The 11,933-nt window shown below is 63.9% G+C and carries 16 protein-coding genes and 2 tRNA genes; 11 read left to right on the top strand and 7 right to left on the bottom strand.

The window, feature by feature from the left end; all coding sequences use genetic code 11:
- Positions 1-111: 111 nt before the first annotated feature.
- Genes C9E82_RS24710 through C9E82_RS22810 form a run of 4 tightly spaced genes read right to left on the bottom strand, consistent with a single transcriptional unit; the run spans position 112 to position 1,078 of the window.
- The gene (locus C9E82_RS24710) at positions 112-270 is read right to left on the bottom strand and encodes a hypothetical protein (RefSeq protein ID WP_170161956.1); all 159 of its coding nucleotides are present in this window, start codon (positions 268-270) and stop codon (positions 112-114) included.
- Positions 271-285: 15 nt separating this feature from the next.
- Positions 286-561 carry a hypothetical protein gene (locus tag C9E82_RS22820; RefSeq protein WP_119896292.1) on the bottom strand — a complete coding sequence of 92 codons (276 nt, stop codon included), beginning with the start codon at positions 559-561 and terminating at the stop codon, positions 286-288.
- Between the two features lie 11 nt (positions 562-572).
- Positions 573-824 carry a hypothetical protein gene (locus tag C9E82_RS22815; protein WP_119896284.1) on the bottom strand — a complete coding sequence of 84 codons (252 nt, stop codon included), beginning with the start codon at positions 822-824 and terminating at the stop codon, positions 573-575.
- Entirely contained in the window at positions 821-1,078 is a 258-nt protein-coding gene (locus tag C9E82_RS22810; RefSeq protein ID WP_244936068.1) for a helix-turn-helix domain-containing protein, read from the bottom strand. Before C9E82_RS22810 ends, C9E82_RS22815 begins: the two co-directional genes overlap by 4 nt.
- Before the next feature lie 124 nt (positions 1,079-1,202).
- Between C9E82_RS22810 and C9E82_RS22805 the strand changes: the two genes are divergently transcribed.
- The 6 genes from C9E82_RS22805 to C9E82_RS22785 are packed head-to-tail and all read left to right on the top strand — an operon-like array spanning position 1,203 to position 3,016.
- Positions 1,203-1,436 carry a hypothetical protein gene (locus C9E82_RS22805; protein ID WP_119896283.1) on the top strand — a complete coding sequence of 78 codons (234 nt, stop codon included), beginning with the start codon at positions 1,203-1,205 and terminating at the stop codon, positions 1,434-1,436.
- 2 nt (positions 1,437-1,438) lie between these two features.
- A complete protein-coding gene (locus tag C9E82_RS24705) occupies positions 1,439-1,612 on the top strand; it encodes a hypothetical protein (protein ID WP_170161955.1) in 174 nt (57 codons plus the stop codon).
- Between the two features lie 2 nt (positions 1,613-1,614).
- Positions 1,615-1,995 (top strand): hypothetical protein, encoded by a 381-nt coding sequence (locus C9E82_RS22800; protein WP_119896282.1) that lies wholly within the window; start codon positions 1,615-1,617, stop codon positions 1,993-1,995.
- Complete coding sequence (locus C9E82_RS22795) at positions 1,992-2,219, top strand: hypothetical protein (RefSeq protein WP_122449401.1); 228 nt, start codon at positions 1,992-1,994, stop codon at positions 2,217-2,219. Before C9E82_RS22800 ends, C9E82_RS22795 begins: the two co-directional genes overlap by 4 nt.
- Entirely contained in the window at positions 2,216-2,452 is a 237-nt protein-coding gene (locus C9E82_RS22790) for a hypothetical protein (RefSeq protein WP_119896280.1), read from the top strand. The genes C9E82_RS22795 and C9E82_RS22790 overlap by 4 nt, the downstream gene beginning before the upstream one ends.
- 57 nt (positions 2,453-2,509) lie before the next feature.
- Positions 2,510-3,016, top strand: coding sequence for a hypothetical protein (locus C9E82_RS22785; RefSeq protein WP_119896279.1), 507 nt, complete (start codon positions 2,510-2,512; stop codon positions 3,014-3,016).
- A gap of 6 nt (positions 3,017-3,022) precedes the next feature.
- On the opposite strand, the gene C9E82_RS22780 is transcribed toward C9E82_RS22785, so the two are convergent.
- Complete coding sequence (locus C9E82_RS22780; RefSeq protein ID WP_244936067.1) at positions 3,023-3,739, bottom strand: sulfite exporter TauE/SafE family protein; 717 nt, start codon at positions 3,737-3,739, stop codon at positions 3,023-3,025.
- Between the two features lie 1,360 nt (positions 3,740-5,099).
- Positions 5,100-5,189, bottom strand: a tRNA-Ser gene (locus tag C9E82_RS22775).
- A gap of 222 nt (positions 5,190-5,411) precedes the next feature.
- On the opposite strand from C9E82_RS22775, the gene C9E82_RS22770 reads away from it, so the two are divergent.
- On the top strand, positions 5,412-6,164 hold the full coding sequence (locus C9E82_RS22770) for an alpha/beta hydrolase (protein WP_119896277.1): 753 nt from the start codon (positions 5,412-5,414) through the stop codon (positions 6,162-6,164).
- 42 nt (positions 6,165-6,206) lie between these two features.
- Here the strand turns inward: C9E82_RS22770 and phaZ are convergent, their stop codons facing one another.
- Complete coding sequence (gene phaZ / locus C9E82_RS22765) at positions 6,207-7,514, bottom strand: polyhydroxyalkanoate depolymerase (protein ID WP_244936066.1); 1,308 nt, start codon at positions 7,512-7,514, stop codon at positions 6,207-6,209.
- 637 nt (positions 7,515-8,151) lie between these two features.
- Between phaZ and phaC the strand changes: the two genes are divergently transcribed.
- From phaC to C9E82_RS22745, 4 genes are all read left to right on the top strand, one after another.
- Positions 8,152-9,954 (top strand): class I poly(R)-hydroxyalkanoic acid synthase, encoded by a 1,803-nt coding sequence (gene phaC, locus C9E82_RS22760; protein WP_240643383.1) that lies wholly within the window; start codon positions 8,152-8,154, stop codon positions 9,952-9,954.
- Between the two features lie 180 nt (positions 9,955-10,134).
- The gene (locus tag C9E82_RS22755; protein ID WP_119896275.1) at positions 10,135-10,590 is read left to right on the top strand and encodes a Phasin; all 456 of its coding nucleotides are present in this window, start codon (positions 10,135-10,137) and stop codon (positions 10,588-10,590) included.
- Positions 10,591-10,786: 196 nt separating this feature from the next.
- Positions 10,787-11,422, top strand: coding sequence for a polyhydroxyalkanoate synthesis repressor PhaR (gene phaR / locus C9E82_RS22750; protein ID WP_119896289.1), 636 nt, complete (start codon positions 10,787-10,789; stop codon positions 11,420-11,422).
- A 39-nt stretch (positions 11,423-11,461) separates the two neighbouring features.
- Positions 11,462-11,551 (top strand) — tRNA-Ser (locus C9E82_RS22745).
- Positions 11,552-11,933: the final 382 nt, after the last annotated feature.

Raw genomic sequence — 11,933 nt, 5'->3', positions numbered from 1 at the left:
CCGGCACCGGAGGCCATCATCTGGCCTGCGCCGCCGCGTGGATCGGCACCGTCATCTGCACAGGCCATGGCAGAAAAGCCGATCATGCATTAAAGCTGAAACCGGACCACCCTATGGGGGCAGGCCAGATTCCGCGACTTCCTCGGGACTCAGCGTGCCGCCCGGATACGCCCCCATTCCCCGCTCGCCCCAGGTTATCCTGAAATCCACCATCTGAGCGGCGGCATAGCCGATCAGGACCAGGGCAAGGATGACGAGATAGCTACGCAAGATCCGTGGCCATCGTCACTTGTGAAACGGCACCACGTCGCCTTGTTCGTCACCGCGCATGAAGGCCTCTGCGCCGACGTCCTCAAGCGCATTAAGCGCAGCGTGGCGGGCGTCCTTGTCGCTGCGGAACCGATCTTCCCAGACGTGGCTGGCGCCAGCACTGTCCACAACTTCCAGCAACCACTCCGCTTCGTCCTCACCCCGGTAGATCTGGATATCAAAGCGGTAGCCGTCCACGACGAAGGACTGGCTTTCCCCTGAGTAGACGATGTTTGGGGCGTCATCGTGCATGTCATCCTCCATTACACTGGAATAGGTGGCGCCATGGCGCGCACCCGAGGCAGCATTTCCAACCATTCGGGTTTCATGGCCTTCCGTAACTGCGCCAGTTCGACATGTTCTTCAATTGTGCCCAATACCTCCACCATGCGCTCTTGCAGGATGATGAGCATACAGGCGTTGACCACCTTGAGTTCATCCGGGCAGGTTTTCAACTGCCGCTTCATCCGCTCACGGGCACGGCGCAGTTCCTTGATGCGCTTCGTATTGTTCATTCCTGGCCGTCTCTCATCGCCACCCCCGGCCCCGTCGCGACTTGCCCCCCTTCGAGGAACTGGATGCCACGGGCTTCAAGTGTCTTGCGGAGTGTTTCCGCTGTCGAAAGTTGCAGGCCGCTTTTGCCGGTCTCGAAGCGGTTGATAGTCGTGAAGGAAATCCCGGCCAGTTCTGCGAGGTCTCTCACGCCCAACTGTAGTGCGTTGCGGGCCATTCGAAGTTGCGCGGGCGTCATAATACCACCGTGTTGCATATTTCGCTTACAGGGTAGTTGACAAGACGCTTACCCTGTATCATATCTATAACACGGTAAGCGTTCGCGCAATGGAAACAGCGCCTTCGCGCCTGCCTGACCGCAATACACAGGAGGAACTGGAATGTTCGACAACGACCCCAAGCCGGGGGCGACCGATGACGCACGCCTGCAGGCTGCGGATCGGCACATGTCCGTCACCGAGCGCGCGCTGATTGCCGACAAGCTGCGGCTGGCGCTTGATGAAATCGAAACCGGCGCAGGCGACTTCCGGTCGATCCGGGAAGCCGTCCGCTACCAGCGGGAGGCCATCCGGGCATCGCATCGTCGCCTTGAACGGTTGGGCGGCGAGGCCTGAGCATGTGCTGCCCCGCTGTCCATGACCGGCATCAACGCGCGGTTGATCTGATCTGGAGCTACATCCGTGTGGTTGAAGCCCAGGCCGAGGGCGCGGGCCTCATCATTCCCATTCTGCCGCTGGAACTCGCGGTGCGTGAACTGCTGGCAGATCAATCACCTGGAAAGGAGAACTGAACATGAATCGCCGTAAACTGATGAAACTGGCCCCTGTGGCGCTGGCGGCTGGCGCCGTCCCGGCTGCGGGCATGTCGGGGGAGGTCCCCGAAAGCCGTATCATCGCCCTGTTCCACCGTCATCAGGCGCTGGTGGATGAGGCGCTGGCCTTCGGGCAAGACAGCACCATTCTGGACGGTGCCGACGCCGATGAGATTCTGGACCGCATGTTCTGGAACGAAATTGAGCAAATCGAGGACGAGATGATGGCAATCCCCAGCCAGGACGCGCGGGATTTCGCGGCCAAGGTCATCGTGGAGACCGCTCGCGGGCAGATCATCCCGGACTTTGACCAGAGCGAACTGTTCGCGGAGGCCCGTGCGCTGACCGGGGGTGTGGCATGAACGCGTCTGTGTATCCCCCGATTGCACCGGAAGTCCGCCAGCGGCTCGAAGCGTTCGCCGCGCAGACTGGCACGACCCCGCCCGAGCACATCCTGATCGATGAACACGGCGAAGGCGGGACGTTCACCGATGAAATCCTTCACTACTGCTGCAACACCGGCCTGAGCCTCGATTGGCTGTGGTTCGGCACAGGAACGCCGCACCGCTCGGAGGAACCGGCATGAGCACCGCCACTTCCCTGGAAGATATCAGCCTCGAACTTTCCAAGCTGTCCTGCCTCTTGTCCGCGCTGGAACTGACCACAGACGGCATGACGGCGGCTGACGACGAATACTCCCGGCAGCGCCGGGACGCCACAGTCGGGCTTGTCGAGGCGATGAGGGTCCAGATGGAGAAGACCCATCAGGAGGTCCAGAACCAGATCAAGCAAGAGCTTGCGCGCAAGCGTGCGGCCTAACCCTACAGCGCCCGGCTCCGGTCGGGCGCCGATCCTTTCAACAACCGGCGCAGCATCATGGACGCGGCCTATTCCATCAACCGACATTGGTCCGATCAATTCATTCCCGAGATCCGCCGCATTGTCGGCGCCCACCTGCTCAGCGTGGCCCCGGATCACCTGGACATGCGGCAGGCAACCGATCTGCTGATGCTGGATGGCCGGGACGTGAGGATAGCGGCCCGTGTGCGGCGTCATGGCTATGCCGGGCGCTATCCCTACGATTTCACCATCCGCTCGCGCCTGCCGTCCGGCAACCCCACTGAATTGGCGAAGATAGTGAACGGCGAAGGCGACTGGCTGTTCTACGGCCATGCGAACGTTGCCCAGACGGGCTTTGACCTGTGGTGGCTGCTGGATCTGCGCGCCTTCCGTGCCGGGTTGATCCGGCAGGCATCGAACGGCTTCCCCATATCCTCGGGCGACCGCCGCAACCCGGACGGCACCTGCTTCAAGTGGTTCGACATCCGGTCATTCCCGAATGAACCCCAGTTGGTGTTGGCCACGTCCGGGCTGCGGATATAACGGTCGCTACCAGATAAGCTTGATGCCCGACATCAGCAGCAGAAGCGATAGCGCCCCACGCAACCAGCGGTCGGAGAGATAACGGCTCCCGAGATAGGCGCCGGTGGACCCGCCGACAGCAACAGCAACCAGCCATGCTGGAAGCGATGATGGAATATGGTCCCAGACAGCATATGCCCCGATCAGCGCTGCAAGCGAGTTGATGAGATTGTAAATGGCCGTAGTCGCCGCCGTCTCCCGCGCAGTTCCCCAGTTCATTGCCAGGATAACCGGCGCAAGGAATACCCCTCCACCCGTGCCAGTTGTCCCCGAGACGAAGCCAATGACTGCCCCAACAGCCAATGCCGCTGCGAATGGCGGCATGACCATCCTGTCCGAGCCCGCTTTCTTGTTGGAAAAAGCGGTGCGGGCCATTTGGAGCGACGAGAGGATGAGGACACCCCCGATAGCTGGAAAGTAGATACTTTCGGGCAAGTGAACTGCGCCGCCCAGCATCGAGAAGGGGAAGCCCAGGATGGCAAAGGGCCAGACATTTCGCCATGACAGTTGCCCGGCCCGAACAAACAGGATCGAGCCGATTGTTGCAACCAGCAGATTCAGCGAGAGCGCCGTCGTTTTCATGGCAAGCGGCCCAAAACCCGCTAACCCCATGACGGCAATATAACCTGATGCCCCGGCCTGCCCGACCGCCGCATACAGTAAGGCAGTGACCAGGAAGGCCATCGAAAGTAGAAACGTTTCGTTCAAACTGACTCCATAATCCGCTTTGGCGGAAGGTATGCCGCATCAGATGGCTAGGGCCAAGGGTAGCCAGAACTCAGCGGCATCTACGTGGCCCATCATGGTGCCTGATCCCCTCGTATCCGCCCGGACCGACCGAAGCCCCTATCCCCAGTGCGGACTTTCTGTTCGACCATCAGATATTGGTCTACCTCCACATCGCCAGGACTTGTAGTTCCACTTCTTGCGGGGCCATCTGCGCGCAAAGGAGAACAGGCATGACTTCATGGCCGGTTGGCTACCGCGTAGCCATCTGCTGTGCGAACGAACGGGACTGCGGTCATAGAACGACGATACGGGCGGAGGATCTGGTTTCCCGACATGGGAACGATCTGGATGTGCAGGCCTATGCGCGCGGCTTGCGCTGCTCACGATGCGGCACGGGCAATCCTACGGCCATCGTCTTCTGGGGCGGCTCCATCCCGATGTTGCTGGGTCGCAGGAAGCGGCGGGCGGCACGCAAAAGCAGAACCCGGACAGATGAGACGACGCAGTAGAATCGGCACCCATGACCGAGGCCGCGTTTCCTGTCCTTGATCTGGATCAATGTCTAACCCGCTGGTTCAAAGAATGCCTGTTTCGCTGAGAGCAAGCGAGGGCATTGCAGACGGGTGTGGGGTATAGCCCTTCCGCGTCTCCTTGATGGATGCAAGCGGCGCCGACCCTCCTGTCACCCTATGGAAACGGCACGGCGCGACGCACCCTCGCGCGGCATAGGGTGATGCGGCCTGCTGGATTCGCAGCGCGATACGCGCGCCCGTGCAAGGGACATGGGGTCATTCTCAGCGCCGGGTTTTTAGACGCCGTAAAAAGGCGCCAGCCCAGCGTCTTATCAGGCACCCGTTACTGATTTGGCAGGTCGCGAACGAACGTCTCGACCATATGTTGAAGCCCGGCATAGACGACAAGCAGGATGGCTCCTGCGATGAACAGGCCGATTATCAGTTCCTTCACGATGCCCTCACCTGTAGCCCGGCGCCATACTGACACCCTGACACAACTGACGAAAGCCAACCGCAAGGCGAAGCAACGACCTCAAAACACGCATAGCGTGGATTTCGTCAGTTGTGTCAGTTTCGTCAGAACGTCAGGAACCCTGATCCAGCGATGCCGGGGCGCCCTTTTGTCAGGTTTTGTCAATATGTCGGGTGGGGGTTCAGGGACAGCGCGATGCAGGTGCCGCGCAGATAGGGTAGCCCGCCGCGAATCTGGATCAGGTCAAATCAAGCGCAAATGTGATGGCGGGCATGATGGCTGGTATGAGATCGGGGCGCCAAGATTATCATTAAAAATCAATGATGAATGGCGGAGACGAAGGGATTCGAACCCTCGAGACGGTTCCCCGCCTACGCCCTTAGCAGGGGCGCGCCTTCGACCACTCGGCCACGTCTCCGCGCAGGGGTCTAGCAGCGAGGCGGGCGCGAGAACAAGACCCAATCCGCACAAGATCGAAAAAAATCCTCCCGGTCGCGACGGACCCCCGCCACCTTGATCCGCCATGCCTGCCGGTGGCTGCGCGGCAAGGGCGTCCTTGCCATTCGGGCGGAAACGTTCCACTCCCCTTGGGCCGGTCCGCGGGAAGAAACGGCCGGCAAAACGCGAAAGGAGGGGGCGCATGACGCAGATGCTGGAGACGCCGCAGGGGCGGCGCATCGCCTGGCAAGGGCGCAAGGGGCGCGGGCCGGGGGTGGTGTTTCTGGGCGGCTTCCGCTCGGACATGACCGGGACCAAGGCGCTGTGGCTGCAGGAATGGGCAGACCGGACCGGGCAGGCCTTCCTGCGCTTCGACTATTCCGGGCACGGGGCCAGCAGCGGCACGTTCGAGGAGGGCTCGATCGGCGACTGGTTCGCGGATGCCGCGACCGTGCTGACCGCGCTGACCGAGGGGCCGCAGGTGCTGGTCGGCTCCAGCATGGGCGGTTGGATCGGCCTGTTGCTGGCGCGGGCCATGCCCGAGCGCGTGGCCGGGCTGGTCACCATCGCGGCGGCGCCGGATTTCACCGAGCAGGGCTATTGGGCGGGCTTCAGCGCCGAGCAGCGAGAGGCGCTGCTGCGCGACGGCCGGGTCGAGACCCCCAGCGACTACGGCGACGAGCCCTATGTCATCACCCGCCGCCTGATCGAGGACGGGCGCGACCACCTGGTGATGGACCGGCCGCTGCCGCTGCCCTTCCCGGTGCGGATGCTGCAGGGCACGGCGGACGAGGACGTGCCGGTGGACTGGGCGCTGCGGCTGCTGGACCACGCGACGGGCGAGGATATCCGCCTGTTGCTGGTCAAGGGCGCCGACCACCGCTTCTCGACCCCCGATTGCCTGCAGCTGATCGGGCAGTCGGTCGAAGAGGTGCTGCGGGCCGCCGCGCGCTGAACGCAGAAGGCCGGGCGATGCGCCCGGCCCGCGACGCGCGGCTCAGACCGCGATCTTGCTGTTGTCGCCAAGCGGGTCGCTGGCCCCGCAGTCGCGCAGGGGATCGGCACGCTTGCGGCGGCGGCGGGCCAGCTCGGGCCTGGCGCCGGCGGCATTGTCGTCGATGAAATCCAGCACCAGCGGCCGGATGTTCAGCCGCCAGGACTTGCCCGCGAAGATGCCATAATGCCCCGCGCCCGGTTCCAGGTGCTGGTTCTTCCTCGCCTCCGGCACGCCGGTGCACAGGTCCAGCGCCGCCACGCATTGGCCCGGCGCCGAGATGTCGTCATTCGCGCCCTCGACGGTCATGATCGCGACATCGGTGATCTTGCCGATATCGACGCGGAGGCCATCCACGGTGAATTCGTTCTTCGCGATCTCCAGCTTCTTGAAGATACGCTCGACCGTGGACAGGTAGAATTCGGCGGTCATGTCCATCACCGCCAGGTATTCGTCGTAGAACTTGTTGTGCTTGTCGCCTTCCGAGGCGGTGCCGCGCGCCTCGTTGTAGATCTTGTCGATGAAGGCGCCGGCATGGGTCTCGGCATTCATCGAGATGAACGAGGTCAGCTGCGCCAGCCCCGGATAGACCATCCGGCCCGCGCCGCGATATTTGAAGCCGACCGACTGGATGACCAGGTGTTCAAGCTGGCCCATGGTCAGGCGGTTGCCGAAATCGGTGACCTCGGTGGCGGCGGCGTCGGGATCGACCGGCCCGCCGATCAGGGTCAGGGTGCGGGGCTGGGCGGCGGGCTCCTGCTCGGCCAGCAGCGCGGTCGCGGCCAAGGCCAGCGGGGCCGGCTGGCAGACCGCGATGACATTGGTGTCGGGACCCAGCTCGCGGATGAAATCGGCCAGGTACTTGGTGTAATCCTCGATGTCGAACTTGCCCTCGCTGACCGGGATGTCGCGGGCATTGTGCCAGTCGGTCACATAGACCTCGCAATCCGGCAGAAGCGAGGTCACGGTCGAGCGCATCAGCGTCGCGTAATGGCCCGACATGGGCGCCACCAGCAGCACCTTGCGCGGCATCAGATCGCGGCGGGCGACGCGGAAATGGATCAGGTCGCCGAAGGGGCGCTTCAGCACCGGCTCGACATAGACGATATGGTCCTGGCCGTCCTCGCCCGCGATCGGCGGGATCTCCCAGTCGGGCTTGATGACCATCCGGGAAAAGCTGCGCTCCATCACCCGGCCCCAGGCGCTCATCAGCTTGAAGGCCGGATGGGGGATCAGTGCGAATGCCGGATAGGACGCGATGGCGCGCGCCGAGGCGCCCATCCATTCATTGGTATTCCGGATCGTTTCCATAGCGTCGTAGGAAATGATCCCCTTGACCCCTTTCATCGGCATGGCAGGTCACCCTTTGCTGCGTTGCGGCGGTCATCTTGCGCGTGGAGAAGGTGCGGTGGGAACAAAGAAAAGCCGGGTTTACGCTACGCCCGCCCTGCGCATATGATCGGATCGTTCTTAGGGGGGAATTGGGGCCATGGCAAGCAGCACCGGCAGGGCAGGTACGAAAGTTGCGCGCGGCAGGGGCAATAAGGCAACATCTGGAAAAGGCGTGAAGGCCTCGACCCGAAAGACGGACGAAATTGCCGCGAAAGCCGCCGATGCGACCCCTGAGGCCCCGGTCGAGACGCCGGCCGCAGCCGCCCCCAAGCCCGCGGCCAAGCGTGCCGCGGCAGGATCCGCGACCCCGCGCCGGCGCGCATTCGACAGCACCGATTCTGCACTGCAGCGAAAGCCCGCCGCCCGCCGCAAGCCGGCCGCCGCCGCCGAAAAGACGGCCGCCCCCGCCGGCGCGAAGGCTGCCGCCACCAAGGCACCCGCCAGGCCCGCCCGCAAGCCGCGCGGCAAGCCCGTCGCCCCGCCGGACCCCGCGCCGCTGTCGCAAGAGGCCTCGGCCCGCGCCGTCGATGACGCCGCCCATGGCGAGGCCGAGGCCATGCCCTCGATCGAGGAGGCCCTGGGCCGCCTGGGTTTCGGCTCGAACGCGCCGACGGCGAAGAAGCTGGCCGGGAATATCGAGCGGATCGAGGCGCTGGGGCAGCGGCTGGTGGCCGCCTTCGGCGATCGCGCCCTCCACGATCCGGGCGTCGAGGGTCCCAGCCCCGAACTCTACATGACCGCCGCCGGGGCATGGATGAAGACGCTGGCCGAACAGCCCGCGCGGATCATCGAGCACCAGGTGAATTTCTGGGGCGAGACGCTGAAGCATTACGCCCGCGCGCAGATGGCGCTGGCGCGCGGCAAGCTGGCCCTGCCCGAAGAGGAAGCCCCGCGCGACAAGCGCTTCAAGCATCCGCTGTGGCACAGCCATCCCTATTTCAACTTCGTCATGAAGCAGTACCAGATCAACGCCAAGGCGATGAAGGACGCCGCCGCGGATCTGCAGATGCCCGACGAGGTCGCGCGGCGGCGGGTCAACTGGCTGACCAACCAGGTCATCGACATGATGGCGCCGACCAATTTCCTGGCCACCAATCCCGACGCGCTGGAAAAGGCGGTCGAGACCGAGGGCGAAAGCCTGGTGCGCGGGCTGGAGAACCTGGTGCGCGACGTCGAGCGGCATGGCGGCGAGATGATCGTCTCATTGGCCGATCACGACGCCTTCGCGGTGGGCGAGAACATCGGCACCACCGCCGGCACCGTGGTCCACCGCACGCGCCTGTTCGAGCTGATCCAGTATGCGCCGACCACCGACCAGGTCCATGCCCTGCCGGTGGTGATCTTCCCGCCCTGGATCAACAAGTTCTACATCCTGGACCTGAAGCCGCAGAACAGCCTGATCCGCTGGATCGTCGACCAGGGCCACACCCTGTTCGTGGTCAGCTGGAAGAACCCCGACGCAAGCTTCGCCGATACCGGGCTGGAGGATTACGTCGGCGCCTATCTGGAGGCGATGGACAAGGTGCGCGAACTGACCGGCCAGGCGAAGCTGAACGCGGTCGGCTATTGCATCGCGGGCACCACGCTGTCCTTGACGCTTGCGCTGCTGAAGCAGCGCGGCGACGACCGGGTGAATTCCGCGACCTTCTTCACCACGCTGACCGATTTTTCCGACCAGGGAGAGTTCACCACCTTCCTGCAGGACGATTTCGTCAACGGCATCGCCGAGGAGGTCGAGCGCCACGGGCTGCTGATGGCGCCGCTGATGTCGCGCACTATGAGCTTCCTGCGCGCCAACGACCTGGTCTGGGGCCCGGCGATCCGCAGCTACATGATGGGCGAATCCCCCCCGGCCTTCGACCTGCTGTTCTGGAACGGCGACAGCACCAACCTGCCGGGCCGCATGACGATGCAATATCTGCGCGGGCTGTGCCAGCGCAACGATTTCGCCAATGGCGGCTTCGAGCTTCTGGGCCACCGGCTGCATATCTCGGACGTGACCGTGCCGCTCTGCTCTGTCGCCTGCGAGGGCGACCATATCGCGCCCTGGAAGGATTGCTGGCAGGGCGTGGCGCAGATGGGATCCGCCGACAAGAGCTTCATCCTGTCGGAATCGGGCCATGTCGCGGGGATCGTCAATCCGCCCAGCAAGCGGAAATACGGCCATTACACCGGCGGCGCCGATTTCACCCACGGCTTCCAGGCCTGGCGTGATTCGTCCAGCTTCGCGGAAGGCAGCTGGTGGCCGGTCTGGGGCGCCTGGCTGGCGGAACGCGCCGGCGAAATGGTGCCCGCCCGCGACCCCGGACCCGGACTGGAGCCGGCGCCGGGCCGCTATGTCCACGAAAGGGCGATCTGAAACCGGAAAATCTTTTCAGGAATTCCAGATTGCTAGCGAAAACAGCGATCCGAAGCGGCCATTATTTCTGCGTCGCGGCGAAAAATACTTGAAATGCTGCAGCGCAGCATTCATATTGGTCGCGTAATCGAGAGCACGCGGTGGCCACTCCCATCACCTGCCGCGGAAATGGAGACTGACATGGCTAAGACCCCCGATCTGACCAAGACCTTCCAGGACATCCTGTCGAACTTCCCGATCGACACCTCCTCGGTCCAGGAAGCCCTGAAATCGCAAGCCGCGCTGAGCGAGAAGCTGGCCCGCGTGGCGCTGACCGCCGCCGAGCGTTCGACCGAGATCTCGGCCCAGTGGGCCAAGGACACCATCGCCCGCATGGGCGAGCTGGCCTCCAGCAAGGAAGAGCCCTCGGACTACGCGAAGGCCGTGACCGATTTCGCCTCGGCCTCGACCGAAGTCGCCGCCGAGCATATGGCCGCCTATGCCGAAGTCGCCAAGAAGGTCCAGATGGACACCGTCGACCTGATGCTGACCGCCGGCAAGGACATCGCCAGCGACGCGCAGAAAGTGGCCGAGAAAGCCACCCGCGAGACGCAGGCCGCCGTCAAGAAGGCCACTGCCGCCGCGACCGTGAAGTAATCGCGCTTCGGCAAACCGAATCCGGAAGGGGGCGCGACCCGCGCCCCCTTCGTCGTTCCAGCCACCCCCTGCGGCGGCGCCCCGGCCGCCGGATCGCGGGCTTTTCGCCGCGCGGCGGCGTGGCCGGACTTTTTCTTTGCCTTTTCGCTGCGCTGCACTCATCATGCGGAAAACCAGACTGCAAAAGGGGCCCATGATGGCCGCATCCGCTGCGCCGCTTCTGATCAAACGCTATGCCAGTCGCCGGCTGTACAATACCGAGACAAGCGACTACGTCACGCTGGAAGACATCGCCGCCTTCATCCGCGACGGGCGCGAGGTCAAGATCGTCGACCTGAAGTCGGGCGACGACCTGACGCGCCAATACCTGCTGCAGATCATCGCCGAACACGAGGGCCGCGGCGAGAATGTCCTGCCCGTCGATGTCCTGACCGACCTGGTCCGCAGCTATACCACCAGCGCGCAATCGGTGGTGCCGCAATTCCTGGCCGCCAGCTTCGAGATGCTGCGCGAGAGCCAGTCGAAGCTGATGGAGAACATGGCCACCATGCCGCATCCGATGTCGGGCATGCCCGGCTTCGAGGCGCTGCAGCGCCAGCAGCAGATGTTCCTGAAGGCACTGATGGGCGGCTGGCGCGGCGGCAGCTCCGGCCCCGAGCCCGAGGACCTGGCCGACGAGGCCGATCCCGGCAAGACCGCCTCGGACACCCCCCGCCGCCCGCGCGGCAAGCCGGCCGCCGGCGAGGCGCCGACCGAGCCCGACAGTCCCGAGGACATGGCCGAGATCCGCCGCCAGCTTGCCGAGCTTCAGAGCCGGATTTCAAAGCTCTGACTTGCGCATCCCGCTTCGGCGGGCTAGACGATCCCCGACGGAGCGGTGGCCGAGTGGTCGAAGGCGCACGCCTGGAAAGTGTGTAGGCGGGGAACCGTCTCGAGGGTTCGAATCCCTCTCGCTCCGCCACTTGCATAGTGCAAACCCGAAAACAGGTCCCTCGCGGGGCCTTTTTCTTTATGTGCCAAAGGGGTTTGCAGGCACCATCCGCCCTTCGGAGACAGACCCGCCGCGCAAGATCGGTCTCCGAACGCCCACCGTCTCTTTCCACCCGCCCCTCGCTCCCGGCGAGACGGATTCAAAATTCCAATAGATTTCAACGAACTGACGGGATCGCGTTGCGCCCGGGTTTCGCTGGTTCCGGGTTGTCTCAAAGCCGATGGCGACGCGACACGGGCGGCGTGGTCGTTGGTATGTCTTGGGAGTTTTGCGCGAAGTCTCTGATGACAAACGCAGTTTCGGCCCCTAGCCTGGCGCGATGTCGAACGGGGCCTGGACAGATCAAGAGAAC

This window comes from Paracoccus sigandri, assembly GCF_003709565.1.
Classification (GTDB): domain Bacteria; phylum Pseudomonadota; class Alphaproteobacteria; order Rhodobacterales; family Rhodobacteraceae; genus Paracoccus; species Paracoccus siganidrum.
This window is presented reverse-complemented; position numbering and strand designations above follow the sequence as displayed.

Excerpts from the sequence above, each read along its gene's own strand:
- C9E82_RS22820 (WP_119896292.1), bottom strand. The coding sequence starts at position 561 with ATGCACGATGACGCCCCAAACATCGTCTACTCAGGGGAAAGCCAGTCC.
- C9E82_RS22815 (WP_119896284.1), bottom strand. The coding sequence starts at position 824 with ATGAACAATACGAAGCGCATCAAGGAACTGCGCCGTGCCCGTGAGCGG.
- C9E82_RS22810 (WP_244936068.1), bottom strand. The coding sequence starts at position 1,078 with ATGCAACACGGTGGTATTATGACGCCCGCGCAACTTCGAATGGCCCGC.
- C9E82_RS22805 (WP_119896283.1), top strand. The coding sequence starts at position 1,203 with ATGTTCGACAACGACCCCAAGCCGGGGGCGACCGATGACGCACGCCTG.
- C9E82_RS24705 (WP_170161955.1), top strand. The coding sequence starts at position 1,439 with ATGTGCTGCCCCGCTGTCCATGACCGGCATCAACGCGCGGTTGATCTG.
- C9E82_RS22800 (WP_119896282.1), top strand. The coding sequence starts at position 1,615 with ATGAATCGCCGTAAACTGATGAAACTGGCCCCTGTGGCGCTGGCGGCT.
- C9E82_RS22795 (WP_122449401.1), top strand. The coding sequence starts at position 1,992 with ATGAACGCGTCTGTGTATCCCCCGATTGCACCGGAAGTCCGCCAGCGG.
- C9E82_RS22790 (WP_119896280.1), top strand. The coding sequence starts at position 2,216 with ATGAGCACCGCCACTTCCCTGGAAGATATCAGCCTCGAACTTTCCAAG.
- C9E82_RS22785 (WP_119896279.1), top strand. The coding sequence starts at position 2,510 with ATGGACGCGGCCTATTCCATCAACCGACATTGGTCCGATCAATTCATT.
- C9E82_RS22780 (WP_244936067.1), bottom strand. The coding sequence starts at position 3,739 with ATGGCCTTCCTGGTCACTGCCTTACTGTATGCGGCGGTCGGGCAGGCC.
- C9E82_RS22770 (WP_119896277.1), top strand. The coding sequence starts at position 5,412 with ATGACGCAGATGCTGGAGACGCCGCAGGGGCGGCGCATCGCCTGGCAA.
- phaZ (WP_244936066.1), bottom strand. The coding sequence starts at position 7,514 with ATGGAAACGATCCGGAATACCAATGAATGGATGGGCGCCTCGGCGCGC.
- phaC (WP_240643383.1), top strand. The coding sequence starts at position 8,152 with ATGCCCTCGATCGAGGAGGCCCTGGGCCGCCTGGGTTTCGGCTCGAAC.
- C9E82_RS22755 (WP_119896275.1), top strand. The coding sequence starts at position 10,135 with ATGGCTAAGACCCCCGATCTGACCAAGACCTTCCAGGACATCCTGTCG.
- phaR (WP_119896289.1), top strand. The coding sequence starts at position 10,787 with ATGGCCGCATCCGCTGCGCCGCTTCTGATCAAACGCTATGCCAGTCGC.